The sequence below is a fragment of the Nostoc sp. JL33 genome (genome assembly GCF_017114985.1).
Lineage (GTDB): Bacteria > Cyanobacteriota > Cyanobacteriia > Cyanobacteriales > Nostocaceae > Nostoc.
In genome coordinates this window covers 15,205-33,733 of sequence record NZ_JABXKP010000009.1, presented here as the reverse complement: position 1 = coordinate 33,733, position 18,529 = coordinate 15,205, and the positions used below count along the sequence as shown (strand labels likewise).

The window sequence follows — 18,529 nt, the reverse complement described above, 5'->3', positions numbered from 1 at the left end:
ATTTGTTCTTTGAGAGCGAGGGATTGTTGATAAAGGGCGATCGCTTCTTCTATTTCTCCGGTATTGGCTTTGAGCATTCCCAAACAGTGCAACGTCGCCGCTTGTTCTTGTTTATCTTCTAAAGGACAAAGGTTTAACGCTTGTTGATAATGCTTTAGTGCCTGATCAACCTCACCAACTTGGCTCTCACAATAACCCATCTCCTTGAGAACACGATAGTCTTCAGTAATTTCTAAGGTTGATTTGCATAGCTGCACCGCTTCCCTAAATCGACTTTGATTCCACCAGCGATTTGCTAAACTGCTTGCTATGTTGGCTGCTTTTTTTTCTTCCTTACCCAGCAACGCCAACCGATGAATTTCTAACCGTTGTTCCTCGATTTCTGTGTTCGCCTCTTCCCACCAAAGACGATACAACACCTCAGCCGCTTGCTTATGCAATTCCCCATCTGACCCTATCTGCACAGGCAAAATGCGCGGCACTCGTAACGCCTCATCATGGCTCACTTCCAACAGTCCCAACGCCACTGCCCGACTAATATAGTGTTCCAAATTGGGGATAGTGTCACAAACTGCGGCTAAAGCTTCTCTCGGTACTGGCAACTCAAACACCAAACCCCGTGACAACATCTCCCGCATAGTCGTATCCATCTGTTCCAGCAACGCCTTTGCCAAAACTTGCTCTCGCAACTCCACCGGATCTACTGCTAACCGCTTCAAAATTGCCGCCACATCAACAGTTGTATTTTGCAGAATCTTATCCAACCATTCCAGCAAGCGGGGATTACCATCCGCTAACTTCTGCGCTTGTGATTTTAACGCCTCATCCACCTGAGATTCTGCACCAAAGGCAGTGAGGCGACTAAACTTTTTTTGCAAATCTGCGCCTTGCAGTGCATCCAACGGCTGTTTATAGAAATGCTGCAACTGGGTAAATTCAAAATCGTAACGGCAGGTAATAATGATGCGGTGGGAAGTGGAATTTTCTCTAATTGCCCAAACTAAAGCTTTCATTACCTCTGCTGCTTCTGATTGCAGCACATAACTCTCATTGCGAGGTTCTAAATTCACTTCAAAGTCATCCAGCACCAACAAAAACGGCTTTGCTTCCTCATGCAACTGCTGGAAAACTCGCCGCAGCCGAAACTTCAATTCTTCATCATAATTTTGTAGGCGTTTGCGTTGTTCGTTGTCATCCAACTTTTCAGTTAAGCGACTCACCAAACTAGCTTCATCGATTCGCCCCACCCAGACAACACGCTCAAAATTGGGCAGTCTGTCACAAAGCCTAGCTGCTAAACTACTTTTACCCAAACCGCCCATGCCATGAATCAACACCCCTACCTCATGGGTTGATTGACTCAGCACCCGCAAACAATTTTGCAATTGACGACGACGACCAACAAAACTCTCCCGCGTCGGGACTTTCACCTTACCCGCAGGATCTAAAAACTGGGTAGAAACAGAAAGCGGTGGTGCTGGTTTCCGTCCACGAGTCCGCAAAGGTGTGACTAACGAACTTGGTAAATTGCCTGCTGCATACAGCCGCAATAAATGCCAATCCCGCGCTTTGTTCTTAATTAATGTTTGATAAGTACAAGCAACAGCTTCGGTGATTTGCTTTCCGGCTGACAATTCCTGATATAGTGCAGCAGCTGCGGCTGTAGCATCAGGATCTAAAACCTTTTGACCCCAACCCAAAACCGCCTTTGCACCCGATTTGAGCAATTCTTCAGCCATTGATGGCACAGATCCCGAATTGCCAGCTTGCCCAGTGCGACAACCAGAGAGGAAAATGAGTTTAGGCAGTCGAAATTGTAATTCTTGGGCGATATCCCCAGCACTGGCATAGAAAGCTTCACCTGTTGCCGTTTCTGTAATAAAGCGGGGTTGCCCATCTTGTAAAGTAGCATGACCCGTCAGGTGTAAAACATCAAAATAATCCCCGTCGTAACCATCAACTAAATAACCCAATTCCGACAAACAGCCGCTTTCTTCCACCGTCAGCGCTAAAGGTTGCCGCTTTGTCGCCTCCAAAATCCGTGCTTCCTCCGCCTCAAAATCCAGCACAGGTTTGACATCCAAAGGCGAAGTAGCCATAAACAAAACTTGCAGCGCCCGGTTTTCTGGTTCCCCTTCAATGGTCAATTTTTTTACCGTGCTATCTGACACCCAGCGCACCGGGACAATAGCCGGGACTCGCTCAACCAAAAAGCTAACGCCATCGTGCAGCACTTCCCAAGGCAGATGGGCGAGCTTTTCAGATGTGGCGTTAGCGGAGCTTAACGAAGTTATCGCTAACACAATTCCTTCCCGCCGATACTTATCTAGCAAGGGTTGCAACCAGCGATCGCTCCCATCCAACCAGTTATACAACCGCCGTCCAGTTACCGTATAGTCCTCTGGTAAAGCCGAAACATAGTAATCTCGTTCTGCCAACTCAATCAAATCAGCGACTTCTGTTAAACAGAGCGATCGCTTTTCATACTGATTAGGATTATCAACAAAGTAACGTAATTCTACGTAATTCTCGGCAACTGGCTTAAGGTCGAGGTGGAGGGTTTGCACGCTTTGAATCTTGAGACTTCAGTATTTACCCCAAGTCTACCACCCCCAATTCCGTAACAACAGACGCGATTAATCGCGTCTCTACGATTCTAAAATTTGGCGAATTTCTTCCAGCGTTGCATCCTCTAAAAGGAGTCGCCTACCATTACGCCCGACAATCAACACCTTTTCAATTCTTTTACCAGACTGTTTAGCTTTATACTCTTGATACCACTTGCGGATTTGTTCAGCAATAGCGATCGCACCCCCAACAATACCAACGATGGTAGCAACTGTTGCGGTTACTCCTTCTCTTTCCGGTGCATCTGAACTGACTGCATAGTTACCAGATATACCAGGAATTGCCAAAAGCGCCTCTGTTGCTGCGATCGCATCTTTACCCTCAATCGCCAACTGAATTTCTGCCATAGTGTTGATCTGCAAGTAACTCCAGGCTTATTTTAAACAACATCCCAAGGCAATTTCTCGGCTTTTTCTTAACATTCAACACTTCTGTAACAAACTTTATTAGCCCTTTTATTCTTGCTAGGGATTCAGGTAAGCTATTTTGCAGTTACTGCTTGCACTTTGTCTACACTAGAACTTGACTAAAGTACTTAAAAACTAATAAAAACCTAATGTCTAAAAAGTCCGATTCACAGTTCCAAAATCTCTTTAGTTCAAACAAATCAACCAACTGGGACGAAAGATTAGGCCAAGTAGCTTATCGCTTTAACCGAGAATATCAAGGTGAAACCTTTGAACTCCCAACAGAAGTACAGGCGATGCCAATATTCCGCGAGTGGATTGGAGGTAGTTTCTCAGGGAGAATTGCTTCCCCTTTCTGGGAAATTGCTAAACCTCAAAAAAACCAGCACTGTATAGATATCGGCTGTGGTATCAGCTTTTTAATCTATCCTTGGCGGGATTGGCAAGCATTTTTTCATGGGCAAGAAATCAGTAATGTGGCACGCGATACCCTTAATTCTCGTGGGCCGCAGTTGAATTCTAAGCTGTTCAAAGGTGTTGAGTTGGGAGCAGCTGATCAGTTAAACTATTCAGCAGAGCAGTTTGATCTAGCGATCGCCACAGGATTTAGCTGCTATTTTCCACTCGAATATTGGGATGCTGTATTGGCAGAGGTTAAGCGGGTGTTAAAACCAGGTGGACATTTTGTATTTGACATCCTCAACCCAGAACAGCCTTTAGCAGAAGATTGGGCAGTTCTAGAAACCTATTTGGGGGCTGAGGTGTTTTTAGAGCCTTTGGCTAAGTGGGAAAAAACGATTAAGGCGGCTGGTGCTAAAGTAATAGCGCAGAAATCAGGGGAATTATTCGAGTTGTATAAGGTGCGATTGTGAACTACTCAGACTTGCCTCCGGCTGAAGTCTCAGCTTCCCAATTCATCGGGAATAGCCTTAAAAACTCCGTAGTTTTTTTGGTCTTACATTCCCTCCTCTTGTCAGGAGTCCTGGTTCCCAAGACCCAAATCTTTTTCTTGGAACATATACCTCCACCGCTTGGTTTTCGCTTGTGGCATTGATGGTCAAGATAGTAACTATCTTACGATTAAAAATACTATTACTCAGGGATAAGTGGACTCATTGGATCTAAAGAAGTTGTAAAAACAAAATAGATTACCCCAGTTCCGAGAATCATTACAGCGAGACTGAACAGCAACACCCAACGGTCTGTTGGTTCATAAGTATCTTCTTCGATATCACGACGGACAGCGAAATAGTGTGACGTTGAGAGCCACACTGTGATTAAACCCACCAGCGAGAAGACTAAACCTAACTTCCAGCCGTTGCCAGGACGGGGTATCAAAGGTACTTGGAAGGCACGCAAACGCACGATGACGACACCAAAACCCAAAAGAGCGATCCCTGTCCGCATCCAAGCGAGGTAGGTACGCTCATTTGCCAAGTGATCTCGGACTCTAGACGGATTAAGTCGTCCTGCCTTTTTTTGAGCTTTATCTTCTTCTGTAGGTTTCAATTTTAACTGCATCAATAATACCCTTATCCCCAATGAGGCTCTTTTCAAAAAAACGCGGAGGTAATAGGAAATCTCCTTCCAGATGATTTGCACCCAGCGCAATATTTGCGCTACTGAAATATACCTGTTGTGATTATACATTTTTCAAAATTTATTTTAATGCAGATATCGAAAGAAAACAAGCCTGAGTGAATAATTCGTAATTCGTAATTGATGGTAGAGAGCAAGTGTAAGTAATAAGGTGTAATTAAGAAAACAGCCAATATCAGAGAGGTTTTTCACTAGTGCGTGTCCTGTTTTCCTCTGATTTTGGCTGTTATCCGATTTAAATTCCGAACAATCGTTCAAAAATAGACTATGTGCTTCTATTTCAAGACTGATTGGTAGGCACATTAGGAACTCGTGTATCTATCAGAGCCTGTGATATATCTGGGATAAACCAGTTAGCCTTTTTGCTGTTAAGAACTTTCACAGTAGGAACATTCAATTCAATCGCAGCAGTATCTGGATTCGCCTTAACCACCAACTGAGTTCCATCAAGTATCTTCAGAGCAGCCGGGCCTCTCAATTCATTACCTTGCCCATTAGGACTAGAAGTGAAATTTGCTACTTTGACATCATTCGCTAGATAGATGCCATCACAATCCCAGTTATTTTTAGTGGACTGACCATTAGCTAAAAAATACAGATTATTGTCGTATAGGGCATCTTCATCGTCTTCATCATTTGGTGTTTTGCCATATACTGCTATGGTATTACCTGTTTGGTTTTCGCATTTACCCCAGTTAATTCCCGTCTCTAAAGCATATTTTTGCAGTGTTAATTCCTCGGTTCTCTTTTGAATTTCTTCTGGTGTAAGACCTTCAACTTGAGTTTGGGCATCTTTGGTCTGAGACAGTTCCTTAAGAGCTTTAGTGACTTCGATATAGTCAGGGTTTTTGCTAAATTTTGGTCTATCAGCAAAAGAAGGTTGAGCAAAGGCAAGATTAACAACAATCATCAAGACAATTAGCAGAGATTTCCAGATTTTCATGATTTTAGTCCTGTTGATGGGTAAATTTTGCAACTTGTAATTTATTTTGACCAAAAAGTTCAGGATGAACATCTTCTTAAAGACTTAATTAATTTGCTCTTTAGGCGATGGCTGATTATTCATATTTAAAATCAATGAAATGAGATAACTAGAACCTACAGCTATAAGAGTAAAAGTCATATTTTCCATGACTATAAACACACCCAGACCAATCAAGATACAAGGCACAAAAGTGTTGCCATTTTCAGTTAAAAAGTTTGCGATCGCAGGCAAGTAGGTTAACTTATAAGCGGTATAACACCATACACCCACCATTGTAAAAAATACACCTAGTATCACCAGCAGACTATCTAATTCCGAGTTGGCAAATAGGGGCACGTAGACGCTGATATTATCACTACCATTAGCAAAGGCGATCGCAGCTACATTGCATGTTTGCGGAGAGAGAAAATTGCTAATTATAGAGGGGCAAGACGGCTCGGTTTCTTCTTTGGCTTCTTCTGATGAATCCTCTTCGCGTTTTAGTAAACTACTCATACCAATGATTATTGGCATTAAACCAAGTAGTCTAATCCAGTCCTGCGGTATAATTAGTCCACCGAAGAAACCGGGAAGGCTAGCAATGATCAATGCAGCAAAGCCGAGATACTGACCACCAAGAATATGACGACTGCGGAACGTTTTATTTATTTGTGAGAAAAGCAGCGTCAGAATGACAATATCATCGATGTTGGTGGCAGTGAATGCCGTAATCCCTGTGGTAATTGCAGTTACTAAATCGCTCATTTTTAGAAGTCCTTATTTTCATGCTTGGGCATAGGGCATAGGGCATAGGGTATAGGGCAATTCAATTTTGGATTTTGGATTAAATTTCAGTTCTTTAATCCAAAATCTAAAATCTAAAATCTAAAATTCTCATTCTCCCTCATCTCCTTCATCCCCTGCTTTCTACTTGTCCGTTTGGTTCTGTGCCGAAGCCTTGATTTATACTTTAGTCAAAGTAACCGATAGAATCAAATGCTTTTGTTTGTCAAAATGATAAATGAAAGTGATTAAAATTTTGACACCAAGTTGTAGGGATACCATAAATGGCAGGAATGACGCTTGAGCAGCTAAAAATCTTTCAGGCTGTGGCGCAACACTTACACTTTACTCGCGCAGCAGAGGAGCTTTATATTACACAACCTGCCGTCAGCGCAGCAATCCACAACTTAGAGCAAGAATACGGAGTGAAACTATTCCATCGGATTGGTCGCCATATCGAGATTGCTGAGGCGGGTAAATTATTGCAAGTAGAAGCACAGAAAATTCTCGATCAAGTTTCCTTGACTGAAAGGGGATTGCGAGAATTGAACAATCTGCAACGCGGGGAATTGAAATTAGGGTCGAGTCTGACAATTGGTAACTACTGGCTACCAAGTAAGATTAGTGAGTTTAAGAGCCAATATCCCGGTATCAAGATTGACTGTAGCCTTGCCAATACAGAAGAGATTTGTCTAGGAACGGCGACAGGACAGTTTGATTTGGGTTTGGTGGAAGGGGATGTGAAGCCAGCGCTTCAGAATACTCTGGAGTACGAAATAGTGGGGAGCGATCGCTTGCAAATTGTGGTAGGTAAAAAACACCCTTGGTTTGAGTGGGGAGAAATTGACTTAAGCCAATTGACTCAAACCCTTTGGGTGATGCGAGAACCTGGTTCTGGAACCCAGCAAAGGTTTGAGGAAGCCCTCCAAAATTGGGGAATCGATCTCAGTGAACTGAATGTAATTTTAGTGTTCAATAGTGGAGAGATGACAAAAGCCGCGATCGAAGATGGTGTCGGTGCAATTGGAATTTCTGAGTTGATGGTAAAAAAAGAAATCCAGTTGGGAACTCTGCGGGCAATTCGAGTTATTGATAACAGAGAAGGCAAAGGTGCGATGCCTACGGCGAGCTACGCCTACGCAGAAATAGTTCGGCCTTTTTTCAAACTCAAGCATCGTCAGCGTTTTCAAACTGCTCTTTCTAAAGTCTTTGAACAAATGTTGATATCGTCTATGTCAGATAGCTCACATCAACACGTATCAAAATCAGTTATTTAAATAATACCTTGTCCTTTAGAAGACGCTACGCGATCGCCAATTTAATCAGAAAGAATTAAGGCTTCAGTCGTAGAGAATTGCTGCATAAATTCTCTACGACTAGCGGATAAATTGAAAAACGCTGTAATATTAAATCCGTTCGCAAATAAATGTCCTAGTCCCCAATCCCTTTCATACCTTCCGCATATTTCTACTGATGGGGTCAAAACCTCTAGAAAACCGTGTGCTTTCATCGTAGTAAGCGCCAGTCAGATTCGCTCCATACAACTTGGCATAGTTGAGTTTGGCTCCCCGGAGATTTGCTTCATTCAGTTTGACACCGCTCAAATTAGCTCTGGTCAAGTTCGCTTTGGCTAAGTTAGCTCTACTCAAATCTGCTCCCCAGAGTTTAGCTTTAGCTAGGTTAGCTCCACTCAAGTCAGAACCCCATAAATTTATTCCAGGCAAATAGGCTCCAATCAGCTTGTCGCCACTTAAGTTGACGGCTGGAAAATATCTTTCCCCGGCGGCAAAACGCCTTTTTAATTCTTCAGCATTCATGCGTCGCGTTGACCTTCCTTAGCAATACAGAAGTTATTTGTTCCCATTCCTGACTTAGTTCTCCTAAAAACTCTGGCTGACCACTGCGTTGATACCAGTAACGGGCATTGTTCAAATCGCCTTCTTTGCGGTGCAGGTAAGCATGAACCCAGGCACTATCGGCATCGCTGGCATTGCCAAGTATTTCATGAGCTTTGCTCCAATCACCTTTTTTGTCATACCACATTGCTTGCAGCCCTTTTGGCAGTGTCTGAGGACATGGGCGCTGCTTTTCCATCAATCGCAGGAATTCCTCTATATTCACGATCGCCACCCAACAAGAATTAAACTTCTATTTCTAAGATACTCCTCAGCTTCAGGTTAAGGGGAGTAGGGGAATAGGGGGATAGCCAATACCCAATGCCCCATCACTTTCAAATCTACTTAACTCGAATAAGTTCAAACTCGAAAGTACTGATCAAACGGTCATCAATATAGACCTCTATTCTATGCTTACCAACCGGATCGCCGGGAGCGATCGTCCAAAAATTCTCAATCACACCCCCTGGAGCCGATTGTGTGCGCCGTGTCACAGATGTAGTGCCGTCTGCTGATATTGAGAAGTCTTCACCGTTATCCGTACCCCAAGTTTCTGGAGGTTTTGGTAAATGCAAGACTTCGCGCCATTTCACTTCACCTTGGTAGTCTTTGAGTTTAATCCGCCATCCGTAGGTGTTTCCTTCCTGAAGTGGCACTCTTTTTGTCTGGAAAATGGTAACGTTACCTTTGGAGTCAACTCTCTTGATCCCGAACTCGGTGTTACTAACAGTAATCTGTTTTGTATTCGTTGGCGCAGGAGATGATATAGCATTTTCTAGCAAAACAGAAGTAGCGTTGATTGGCTTAGAATCTATGACCCCAGATATTAGCCAAGAAGAAGCTAGCACAGCAGTAGTAGCCCAAATTCTCATTAGTATGGTTTTCCTGTCAGACTTTTGGTATTTATTCAAGTAATCTGACATGTTTTCCGGGTCAAGGTTATCTATGGCTGGACAAAGACGAAATTGCTTTTAGGAATCTGGCGGATTTGACCGATAGCCCATCCGATGTAAGGTAAACCATTGCGCCCTTTCTACATCGGCGATAGGCGGCTTTCGGACTCGGACTTGCGTCACCGAATTTTAGATTTTAAATTTTGGATTTTGGATTGTTGGGCGTTGCCTCTCATAGAGAAGATTCTTGCGTTCCATTATTTAAAAAGGTCTCTTCGCGAGAGCGTCTCCTTGGCGCAGCCTCTCGTAGAGAAGAGCTGCGAACGTATTTAAACGCGAGAATAAATCTAAAATTAAATGACTTGCCCCTGACTTGATTGCTTTTTTCAATTCTTTAATTCTTCAATCCAAAATCCTTGCATTGTCTGACCAAACAGCCCGCCTTTGGCATCGCTCAACAAATTGTACAAGGTTACGGGGGGCAAATCACCGTAAAAAGTATACTTGGGTCTTGGCTCAACCTTTCAAATTAACCTTCCCCTCAAACTTTGACCCATCTTGATGAGATAAAAATTTTTCACTGCTGTGATAACTTCTTCGCCATTTTTCGAGATGATCTATAGATATTGATTTAGATATGACATTCACACCATTTCCTCGCCAAGCAACTTCTGAATCTGTTGTGAAAACCCCGCACTCTAATTGATCTAGCCTCATATTCCAATATTCACTAAATCGCCCTTTTAAAGTAATAACTTGCTCAAATACCTTGTTTCTGTGTTTATTTCTTCTTTTTCTTTCTGTAGCTCCTGTTGCTTCTGTATCAATAAACTTAGTTTCAATTAAAAACAGACTACCTTTAAAGGTCAGGAAGACAAAATCACACTTCCCTAAATCTGTATAATCTGAAATTGGAGATTTTTCAAATAACAGCAATTCCGCGCACGAGGGAAACAAGTCTTTAATATTCAGAAATAAATAAGCTTGCAATAGAAGTTCCTTATCATAAGGAAACAAGATCACTCCTTCAAAAAATTTTTGAATGTCCTCCTGAGTTTGGGGTTGAATTTTTTTACAGTATGAAACAAATTTATGTAGCTCGTTTACAATCATCAAGTTCTAACTCCTTCCCCCGGTCGCAGCCTTAAGGGTCTTAGCATAAAAAGATACCACTCCCTCAAGGAAAATATCATCCGCATAAGTAACTAAAAAAACGATAAAGCTCCTGCATATTTCAGCTTATTTACTGTTGACAGTTCAGGAAAACTTATTTTTAAGCTGCTTTTCAGTATTGGTGGATTTTTCACTCGTGGCGTCAGCTACCAATCAACGATTTTATATGAGCCGTAAAACTGGCGTTTTGCAAAGCTTGAACAGTTATTCTAGAATCTTGTACGCAAAATTGCCAACCCAAGCGAACAAGCTTACGAGAATTTTCAGTTTGGATAATTCCAATCACTGGCATTTTTGCCTTTTCTTTGTCTCCTGACTGTTCTTGCAAAATTGTTTTCAAGTGATGTAGGTAATCGATATTATTTGCTTGCTGCGGATTTAACTCCACCATCACCATTTGTACTGTTTCCACTGGTTCTGCATCTTCAAGAATAAATTGAGTTTGCTCGTCGCGTCGATCTACTTTTCCCCAAATAATCAACCTGGTATCAACTACGAGTAAGGAACTAATGCGTTCATAGGTTTTAGGAAAAACTACAGCTTCTGATTGTGTAGTTAGGTCTTCGATTTGCAAAATTGCCATCTGATCGCCTTTTTTAGTAACCACTTTTTTCACATTATTCAACATGACAACTGCACAAAGCCTTATTTCTTCCTTTTGTTCTCCCAGTTGCGAAAGGTTGATTGGAGTCAAAAGTGGTGCTATTTGCCGTAAGGATTTCAGTGGATGATCTGATACATAAAAGCCTAATAATTCTTTCTCCTTCTGCAACTTTTCCTGTGGAGTAAAATCGATTACAGGTTTAGATTTGGGAGCAGTTTCAAAGGCATTATTTGCTCTTTTATTCTGAGCCGAAGAAAATCCGTCGCCTAATAAATCCAAGAGATTCCCTTGACCACTAGCTCTATCTTTAGCGCGAGATTGTGCCCAATCATACACTAATTCTAAGTCGTTAATTAACTGTTGGCGGTTGGGTTCAATTTTGTCAAAGGCTCCACAGTAAATCAGTGACTCTAGAGTTCGGCGGTTAACAGCACGTAAATCCACGCGATCGCAAAAATCAGCGAGCGATTTAAATCCTGTCTCATTTCTCGCCTCCAAAATACAGGCGATCGCATTCTGTCCCACGTTACGCACCGCCGAAAATCCAAACAGAATCTTTCCCCCTGTCGGCGTAAAATCAACACCAGAACGATTAATATCTGGCGGATCTATGGAAATAGCCATGTTTGTACAGTTAGTAATATATCTCTGTACCTTATCGGTATCGCCACTGTTAGCCGTTAACAGTGCCGCCATATATTCCAATGGATAATTAGCTTTTAAATATGCTGTTTGATAAGTTACATAACCATAGGCAGTCGAATGGGATTTATTGAAACAATTGGAAGCTATTAAGCCATTTTTGATCGCAAAATTATGGTCACGCTCAACCCCAAGGTCATAGACATTTTGTTTGCCTAAATATTTACGTGTGGCTATTTTGATCATCTTAACCTACCCCAGAAAAAAAAATTTGTGAAATTAATTAATTGATAAAACGATGACAATTGTAGTTTTGTTAATACCTGTAATACAGAATTATACCACTAGAAAACACTGCTACACTCTTACATAAAAGTAGCTCCAATATATCAAAACTTTGGTAAGGTATTATATAGACAGTTACTAGCCGTGTAATTGCTGTTTTTAAAACTTATTAAACACATTTCAATACATATTAATTCGCTGAATCAGATAGCTAGGCAATAGGGAACAAGCAGGGGATCTCTTAGAGGATGTTTGTCAAGTCTTAAAGTATACTAAAAAACCCCGCTTCCATTCCTCCCCCCGGAAGATCGAGAGGCTTTGAAACCCCCATTGTAAACAACGGGGGCTAGGTTAGGTTTGGAAGCTTTTGCTGTAAGCAATAATACTTTTAAAATATCCTCTTAGCCGGAGAGAAAAGTTTTCCCTTCAGCACCTCGCCCTTGTGCCTCTTTCCAATGCCGAATGCGTCAGTTACTATCGTTGAAAAGCAACTCGGTATAAGCGGGTGTGGGTAGGTGAAAGTGACGCTGATCGTAATTTTGGCGGTGGTTGTGGGATTGTTTGTGGTAGTCGAGATCGGACTGCGATCGCTCTTTGGCTTTGGTAATCCCCTGATTTACATTGGCGATGAGCAGATTGGTTATTTATTGGCTCCTAACCAGCATACCCGTCGTTTTGGTAATCGCATTGAAATTAATCAGTATTCGATGCGAGGTAGTCCGATAAATAAGACACCTGCACCTTCTGGGCTACGAGTTTTACTGTTAGGTGATTCTATTGCCAATGGTGGCTGGTGGACGGATCAGACTAATACAATATCCATGATCATGATGCGTTCTCTGACATCATCCACTAATAGTAATTATCAGGAAGTAGAAGTGTTGAATGCTTCAGCTAACTCTTGGGGGCCAAGGAACGAGTTAGCTTATCTAGAGAAGTTTAGCAATTTCAACGCGCAAGTGGTAGTGTTATTAATTAATACCGATGATTTGTTTGCTACTCCTCCGACTTCTTTACCGGTAGGACGCGATCGCAACTATCCCGATAGTAAACCTCCCCTAGCATTAGTGGAAGTGTGGCAACGTTATATCGCCAAACAAAAGCCAATTCCCGAAATGGAAGCAGTGCATAATGAAGCAGGCGATCGCGTTGGGATTAATCTGGAGGCGATCGGCAAAATTCAAGCCCTGACTCGCCAAGCCAACAGCCAATTTCTACTAGTCATGACTCCTTTACTGCGAGAAATTGCTCAACCAGGCCCCCGCGATTACGAAATTAAAGCTCGCCAGCGCTTGAACGATTTTAGCAAAGCACAGCAAATTAAGTATATAGACTTTTTACCAATATTCAATTCAACCACCAACCCGCAAGCTTTGTATCACGATAATATTCACCTCAACTTGCAAGGTAATAAATTTGTCAGTGAAGTTATGGAGCGATCGCTTTTAGAAATACTGGGCGAGGCATCACTTGATCACTAATGACATGGCCTACTATAGCCTAATACGCTTGGGTTAGCGGCAAAAACCTATAAACTGCGTAGGTTGGGGAGCCACTGCGGTCTTTTAGGATTATTTTTAGAGATGATTTGGCACTAGCCGCCTTAATAATATTGTCACCTCTATCGCTGAGATAATGACTAATTAATTTCAATTCACTCAGGCAATATTCTATAACTATAATGCTAGCGATCCAGGTAATACTCAACCTGAAATCCCCAAAAAATATCTTAGTTAAGTGGAGTTATTTTTTATATTAGGAAATCAAACAATATGTTGAAAGATGACTTTTAGTAAATCTCCTTGTGTAAAAGGCTTAGTTAAATAGCCTGATGCTCCGACCATCTTAGCTTTAACTCTATCTATAAATCCTACTTTTTCTGACACCAGAATCACAGGTGTCTTTTTAAAATGTGAGTGTTTACGCAGCAAAGAACAGAGTTCATATCCGTCTAAGTTAGGCATCGAAATATCCAACAAAATTATGTTGGGTTTTGTGCGAACAATCTGCATTAAAGCTTTCAAAGAATCGGTGACTCCCACAACAGAAAATGTTTGCTCATCTAAATAACTTTTAATAGTATTCAATACCGTAGGACTATCATCAATACAAAAGATTGTGTAGAGTTTTTTGTCAGCAGGCGGTTGGCTGATTTGCTGACCCCTACGTTCATTAGTATTAATCGGGTAGGCTGCTGGTTTATAGCCGTTTGTTCTAGGTAACTCTGGTGTAGTTCTGGTTTTAGGTTGTAGCTGATTTATTTGAAACAATCGCGAGGGGTGCGATTGAGAAGTTGGCGATGTCTGACGATAAGCCGCTTCTCTACGTTCGCGCAGCGTGTCGCAGACAGAGGCTTCTCTTTCAGAGACGCTAACGCGAACGCCAACGGTTCGGGGTATTTGGCATCGTTCAACTAGTAAGCGGAGATTTAAATGACAAAACTTTGGCATGTCATCCAGAAAACTTTCAGGAATAAATTCATAACTCCCCTCTTCTAAGTTCAAGAATGACTCCAGAACTTCTAGGGCTAATTGCTCTATCAGTATCGCCGCTTGAGAGGGACTGATATACTTCTGATTGACTAACCAGCAAATAGCCAGATAATCTGGGTTCGGTATTGCCTGATTTTCAATGCCAGTTTCAAATATCGCCTGCAACTGTTCTTTGATTCCGTCAGGGAGAGTAGAAATTTGTTGACTCAAGCGTTGCAAATTCCTGTAAAGCGGCTCAAACATTTTTTCTGAGTAGCAGGCATAAATTAGTTTACCCTCGTCCACATATATTGACCAAGAGCCTGATGTGCTAAACACCTGCAAACAACCAGTAACCGACTTACCAGTGATTTTTTTCAATAGAGATAAAGGCTGGAGCTTTTGGAAAAATCTGTATCTACTAATCGGAAGTGTCTTCATTGCGGTGGCTCTGGAATAAAATTAACATTTGCACGCAAAATTAGTGAATTACCTTTTCGTAATTCACCGCTACTTTGTTGGAAGCACTCTCAGATAAATATAGCGGTCACATTTGAGTTAGTACAGAGATTCCACACCCCCCAACTCTTAATTCACCAATCTCTGTTAAGCTATAATGCACGACTTACAACTAAACCAATTCATGCTATTACCCAATAGCAAAATTGCCCGACTAGTTGCCAGGATATAGTATTTCAAAAATTAGATTGGTTTTCTGTATCTTTCGCTAATCTAGCCAATCTAACAGTAACTCAAGTGCCGCCCAGAGACCATTGGCTCTCGCCCATCAGTCACAAAAGCATCATTGGTATCCGTATTTTGCAGCCTAAAATTGCAAATACTGAGGAGAACTTCATCAAGAGAAAAAGTATTATTAAAAACTAAGCATTCAAAAAGTTTAATGTCTTACTTAGGTTTGTGATTGGAGAGCAACTCTTAGTGTTGGTATTAGGCAAAATTATCACTTGCATAACAAGAATGGTAACCTCTGACCAAGGATGAGTTAGCTGATAAGCTAATCGGCATTTAAGTTGCATGAGCAAGGCGGGCAAGATGCCCACCCCACAAGAATTTGATAAAATTTAATATGCTTTCTTAGATGTGTTTTAGCTTAATTGCCGCCATGAGGTATGTGGTGAGATGCACAGGCGACCAAATCAGCAGAAGGTATATCTCTTCATAAGCACTAGAAAGGGGTTCTAATCTTGTGTGGGGCTAAATAGTCACCCTGCACAATTTGGAGTGGCAAATTCAAGAACTTACAGCGATATTCTTGATTGGTAGTACATACCTGCAAAATAGCTATTTTCAGCTAGATGGTAGATAACAAGTAACGTACTCACTCAAATTCAGATTACTATAATTTTCCAAAAAAGTTAGCAGAAATATATAAACTTTATAATAAATAAGTAAAGTAAACATGAAAACTAATTAATATCATATTCCAGATAATTGTGATAAATATTTATTTTTTCGGATGTCCGGAAAGGCTGAAAATGTACAGTAAAAGATAATTTTAGATGCTTATTTAATTACACTTATAAATGAGTGAATCATTTTATGGTAGCAATTTGTCCGAAAAACCTCAAGTTTTAAAAGTCACAAATATAAATACAAAATTGTACGCGTAGGTGTAGCCCGTCGTAGACATCGCATTAATTAACCCACAAGGTATATGTAGCAAAAAGACGCAAAGAATTTCTTTGCGTCTTTGGCGTGAGATTTAGAAGTGGACATTCTCACCGTTATACTTCTCCATCTACTTAAAATTGCTCCCGCCAGCACCAGCTTAGAAGTGTGCCGCCAGCCACCAGCTTAACTACTTCCAGTAGCCAATAACCGCCGTGCAGTAAATTCATTGTCGATGGAATAGCAGCAGCAGCTTCAAATAGGTTGAGTTGAACTCCTATAGCGCACATCTGCGGAGTTAATAAATAGGTGTCAAACATAGCTATAGTGAGCAGCAACACAGATAAGACAATGCTGCCAATACTCCAGTGATATCGGGTTTTGCTCAAAGCTAGTGCCCCAGTCAGAACTACAGCAGCAGATAATAATTCCATCCGGTTGAAGTTCCAAAAAATCGTATAGCCTGCTGTTGTAAAACCAGCTTGGCTCATCATGCCAGAAAGAAAAAGGCTAGGCATAATTACCCAGTCTAAAACTAGACTAGCACTGAGCCAAAAACCCAAAGTCAATATGATCGCGGTTTGCCAAATTGGCCGTTTGAATTGAAGGTTAGAAATAGCAGTCATAAAATAATTGCGTGTGTTGTATATTTCTTAGTTTCTAGCTTCACCAGCAGTTTGACAAGAAATATCAACTAACCTTTACAAAGCGATCGCTCTTATATTATGAACTCAATACCAAGATTTTTAAAAGTTAGTTAAGAAATATTAAGAAGTTTTAAAAAGTAATTTACATAGATTTTGTCTGTTAGAAATACTCAATTTTTTTATATAGGATAGGACTTACGCAAAATATCTCTCAAACTCCTATTTCTCGGTGTCGCGCCAGTTGCTTTAAGTCGGGGAACCCGCCCAACGCACTGGCTTCTCTGCGCCTGGAGTGGTAGCCTGCGGCAAGCCGCTTCTCTACGAGACGCTACGCGAATGCGTCTACGTTATTCCGTAACTCTTGCGTAAGTTCTATAGGAATCATATTTGATTTCTAAAAATAACTACGAGATAATACTGAGGGGTATATCTGTCTAACAGCGAACAATAATAAATCAGCATCTACAAGCCGCGATTGCAGAACTACAACAATTTATATTTTCAACATTCTCAGTACTACTTAATGCTTATCCGAGAAGTATTGGCAGTGGAGCATCGCGGGTATTGCTGAGTATTGGATTGTTGATCCGATACAACAGCGAGTGACGGTTCTGGAATGGGTAGAGGGTTTTTATGAGGAGAAGGTGTATCTAGGAGATAGCGCGATCGCAACGCTGGTATTTGCTGATCTAAAGTTGACTGCTGCTCAAATTTTACAAGGTTGATGGAGATTCAGCAGGGAATGCTGAAGTGATTTCTCCGAACTCTATTAGTGGTCATTGGTGTCAACTTAACATTAAAAGGGCGGTTAGAAACCGCGTCTACACAAGCAAAACCCACCTCCGTGGGTTAAGAATCCTTGATGAGTGTATTAGTCCACGGAGGTGGACTTTGTTTGTGTAGCCGCGTTCACGCAGTGTGCCGCAGGCAATTCCATTCGCCAAAGCTTAAGTTGACACGCATGATTAGTGGTACTACACGCGGTATCACCAAGTCTGGAGCTTCAGAGATTCTGATTCCAGTTCCACCTTAGAAGAACAGCGACAAATTGTAGAGATACTCGATCGCGCCCAAAAACTCAGGTCTAAACGTCGGCAAGCGATCGCTTTTAATTGTTAACTCAATCCCAAGATTTTTTAAACTTAGTTGAGAAAGATTAAGATTTTTTAAAAGTAATTTAAATAATGTTCCAAGTGAATAGGTAAAAAGTACAGCTTAAAGACAAAGAGATATGACAATCCTTATTGAGTAGCCCCCTATTGGCTGATAAAAAAACGATAATTTTTTAGCCTTCAATAATCTCTGGATCGACGATAATTTCACCATTGGACAAAATAGTATTTTGGAACAAAGCCCCGTGGGCATGACCGAAATTACCAATAGCTCCTTTGAGGTTAGCATTTTCCAAACTGGCACCAACTATAGAAGCATTAGTCACGTTAGCACCCTCCAAATTAGCACCAGTCAACCTAGCCAGACTCAATTTGGCATAGCTGAGATTAGCCCCACTCAAATTAGCCCCACTCAAATTAGCTGCCAACAGATTAGCTCGACTCATGTTAGCCCCGCTTAGGTTAGCCCCACTCAGATCAGCCTCTTCCAAATTAATCCCACTAAAGTCTCTCTCCCCAGCAGCATAACGCTTGAGCAACTCTTCAGCATCCATAACTCACCTCTTGCATCAATTACCTCGTTCCCAAAATCCTAAATTAGTTTGCAATACTTAATATTCGAGAAACTAATAATTAGTATTTCATATTATTGTGATTACCAACACATATTTTTTTGTATCGATTGTGTAAACTCAATCTGCGGAGTCAGATTACTAAATAAATTTATGGTAATTCGAGCGCCAAGCAGTAGCATCCCTAGTTCTGCGGTGGTATTAACCTTACTTACAGTTCGGTTA

The 18,529-nt window shown here is 41.4% G+C and carries 16 protein-coding genes and 1 pseudogene; 4 read left to right on the top strand and 13 right to left on the bottom strand.

The window, feature by feature from the left end:
* Together HWQ23_RS01905 and HWQ23_RS01900 are read right to left on the bottom strand one after the other, a co-directional pair.
* Nucleotides 1-2,567 (bottom strand): CHAT domain-containing protein (locus HWQ23_RS01905; protein ID WP_292823074.1); only part of this gene is annotated, 2,567 nt, incomplete at its 3' end.
* A gap of 81 nt (nt 2,568-2,648) precedes the next feature.
* Nucleotides 2,649-2,975: a hypothetical protein gene (locus HWQ23_RS01900; RefSeq protein WP_292823073.1), complete on the bottom strand. Its 327-nt coding sequence runs from the start codon at nt 2,973-2,975 to the stop codon at nt 2,649-2,651.
* 209 nt (nt 2,976-3,184) lie between these two features.
* Here HWQ23_RS01900 and HWQ23_RS01895 point away from each other — a divergent pair, with 209 nt between their 5' ends.
* Complete coding sequence (locus HWQ23_RS01895) at nt 3,185-3,907, top strand: class I SAM-dependent methyltransferase (protein ID WP_292823072.1); 723 nt, start codon at nt 3,185-3,187, stop codon at nt 3,905-3,907.
* Between the two features lie 220 nt (nt 3,908-4,127).
* On the opposite strand, the gene HWQ23_RS01890 is transcribed toward HWQ23_RS01895, so the two are convergent.
* The 3 genes from HWQ23_RS01890 to HWQ23_RS01880 all read right to left on the bottom strand — a co-directional run bounded on the left by HWQ23_RS01890 (nt 4,128) and on the right by HWQ23_RS01880 (nt 6,363).
* The gene (locus tag HWQ23_RS01890) at nt 4,128-4,556 is read right to left on the bottom strand and encodes a YidH family protein (protein ID WP_292823071.1); all 429 of its coding nucleotides are present in this window, start codon (nt 4,554-4,556) and stop codon (nt 4,128-4,130) included.
* A gap of 358 nt (nt 4,557-4,914) precedes the next feature.
* On the bottom strand, nt 4,915-5,577 hold the full coding sequence (locus tag HWQ23_RS01885) for a hypothetical protein (RefSeq protein ID WP_292823070.1): 663 nt from the start codon (nt 5,575-5,577) through the stop codon (nt 4,915-4,917).
* Nucleotides 5,578-5,661: 84 nt separating this feature from the next.
* Complete coding sequence (locus HWQ23_RS01880) at nt 5,662-6,363, bottom strand: cadmium resistance transporter (RefSeq protein WP_292823069.1); 702 nt, start codon at nt 6,361-6,363, stop codon at nt 5,662-5,664.
* Between the two features lie 302 nt (nt 6,364-6,665).
* Between HWQ23_RS01880 and HWQ23_RS01875 the strand changes: the two genes are divergently transcribed.
* Nucleotides 6,666-7,658, top strand: coding sequence for a LysR substrate-binding domain-containing protein (locus HWQ23_RS01875; RefSeq protein ID WP_292823068.1), 993 nt, complete (start codon nt 6,666-6,668; stop codon nt 7,656-7,658).
* 171 nt (nt 7,659-7,829) lie between these two features.
* Here HWQ23_RS01875 and HWQ23_RS01870 read toward each other — a convergent pair whose 3' ends face one another.
* From HWQ23_RS01870 to HWQ23_RS01850, 5 genes are all read right to left on the bottom strand, one after another.
* Nucleotides 7,830-8,198, bottom strand: a complete 369-nt coding sequence (locus tag HWQ23_RS01870; RefSeq protein ID WP_292823067.1) for a pentapeptide repeat-containing protein — start codon at nt 8,196-8,198, stop codon at nt 7,830-7,832.
* The gene (locus tag HWQ23_RS01865; RefSeq protein ID WP_292823066.1) at nt 8,188-8,502 is read right to left on the bottom strand and encodes a hypothetical protein; all 315 of its coding nucleotides are present in this window, start codon (nt 8,500-8,502) and stop codon (nt 8,188-8,190) included. Before HWQ23_RS01865 ends, HWQ23_RS01870 begins: the two co-directional genes overlap by 11 nt.
* Before the next feature lie 115 nt (nt 8,503-8,617).
* Nucleotides 8,618-9,148 (bottom strand): hypothetical protein, encoded by a 531-nt coding sequence (locus tag HWQ23_RS01860; protein ID WP_292823065.1) that lies wholly within the window; start codon nt 9,146-9,148, stop codon nt 8,618-8,620.
* A 537-nt stretch (nt 9,149-9,685) separates the two neighbouring features.
* A complete protein-coding gene (locus HWQ23_RS01855; RefSeq protein WP_292823064.1) occupies nt 9,686-10,282 on the bottom strand; it encodes a hypothetical protein in 597 nt (198 codons plus the stop codon).
* A 202-nt stretch (nt 10,283-10,484) separates the two neighbouring features.
* A complete protein-coding gene (locus tag HWQ23_RS01850; RefSeq protein ID WP_292823063.1) occupies nt 10,485-11,834 on the bottom strand; it encodes a helix-hairpin-helix domain-containing protein in 1,350 nt (449 codons plus the stop codon).
* A 554-nt stretch (nt 11,835-12,388) separates the two neighbouring features.
* Between HWQ23_RS01850 and HWQ23_RS01845 the strand changes: the two genes are divergently transcribed.
* Nucleotides 12,389-13,354 (top strand): SGNH/GDSL hydrolase family protein, encoded by a 966-nt coding sequence (locus HWQ23_RS01845; RefSeq protein WP_292823062.1) that lies wholly within the window; start codon nt 12,389-12,391, stop codon nt 13,352-13,354.
* A gap of 282 nt (nt 13,355-13,636) precedes the next feature.
* Here the strand turns inward: HWQ23_RS01845 and HWQ23_RS01840 are convergent, their stop codons facing one another.
* Together HWQ23_RS01840 and HWQ23_RS01835 are read right to left on the bottom strand one after the other, a co-directional pair.
* Nucleotides 13,637-14,785 (bottom strand): response regulator, encoded by a 1,149-nt coding sequence (locus HWQ23_RS01840; protein ID WP_292823061.1) that lies wholly within the window; start codon nt 14,783-14,785, stop codon nt 13,637-13,639.
* A gap of 1,322 nt (nt 14,786-16,107) precedes the next feature.
* On the bottom strand, nt 16,108-16,599 hold the full coding sequence (locus tag HWQ23_RS01835) for a hypothetical protein (RefSeq protein WP_292823060.1): 492 nt from the start codon (nt 16,597-16,599) through the stop codon (nt 16,108-16,110).
* Nucleotides 16,600-17,162: 563 nt separating this feature from the next.
* On the opposite strand from HWQ23_RS01835, the pseudogene HWQ23_RS01830 reads away from it, so the two are divergent.
* Nucleotides 17,163-17,345: pseudogene (locus tag HWQ23_RS01830) on the top strand (Uma2 family endonuclease); the annotation flags it as partial.
* A gap of 560 nt (nt 17,346-17,905) precedes the next feature.
* Here HWQ23_RS01830 and HWQ23_RS01825 read toward each other — a convergent pair.
* Nucleotides 17,906-18,286 (bottom strand): pentapeptide repeat-containing protein, encoded by a 381-nt coding sequence (locus HWQ23_RS01825; protein ID WP_292823059.1) that lies wholly within the window; start codon nt 18,284-18,286, stop codon nt 17,906-17,908.
* Between the last annotated feature and the right edge of the window lie 243 nt (nt 18,287-18,529).

Coding starts and splice junctions, on each gene's coding strand:
- HWQ23_RS01900 (WP_292823073.1), bottom strand. CDS start 2,975: ATGGCAGAAATTCAGTTGGCGATTGAGGGTAAAGATGCGATCGCAGCA.
- HWQ23_RS01895 (WP_292823072.1), top strand. CDS start 3,185: ATGTCTAAAAAGTCCGATTCACAGTTCCAAAATCTCTTTAGTTCAAAC.
- HWQ23_RS01890 (WP_292823071.1), bottom strand. CDS start 4,556: ATGCAGTTAAAATTGAAACCTACAGAAGAAGATAAAGCTCAAAAAAAG.
- HWQ23_RS01885 (WP_292823070.1), bottom strand. CDS start 5,577: ATGAAAATCTGGAAATCTCTGCTAATTGTCTTGATGATTGTTGTTAAT.
- HWQ23_RS01880 (WP_292823069.1), bottom strand. CDS start 6,363: ATGAGCGATTTAGTAACTGCAATTACCACAGGGATTACGGCATTCACT.
- HWQ23_RS01875 (WP_292823068.1), top strand. CDS start 6,666: ATGGCAGGAATGACGCTTGAGCAGCTAAAAATCTTTCAGGCTGTGGCG.
- HWQ23_RS01870 (WP_292823067.1), bottom strand. CDS start 8,198: ATGAATGCTGAAGAATTAAAAAGGCGTTTTGCCGCCGGGGAAAGATAT.
- HWQ23_RS01860 (WP_292823065.1), bottom strand. CDS start 9,148: ATGAGAATTTGGGCTACTACTGCTGTGCTAGCTTCTTCTTGGCTAATA.
- HWQ23_RS01855 (WP_292823064.1), bottom strand. CDS start 10,282: ATGATTGTAAACGAGCTACATAAATTTGTTTCATACTGTAAAAAAATT.
- HWQ23_RS01850 (WP_292823063.1), bottom strand. CDS start 11,834: ATGATCAAAATAGCCACACGTAAATATTTAGGCAAACAAAATGTCTAT.
- HWQ23_RS01840 (WP_292823061.1), bottom strand. CDS start 14,785: ATGAAGACACTTCCGATTAGTAGATACAGATTTTTCCAAAAGCTCCAG.
- HWQ23_RS01835 (WP_292823060.1), bottom strand. CDS start 16,599: ATGACTGCTATTTCTAACCTTCAATTCAAACGGCCAATTTGGCAAACC.
- HWQ23_RS01825 (WP_292823059.1), bottom strand. CDS start 18,286: ATGGATGCTGAAGAGTTGCTCAAGCGTTATGCTGCTGGGGAGAGAGAC.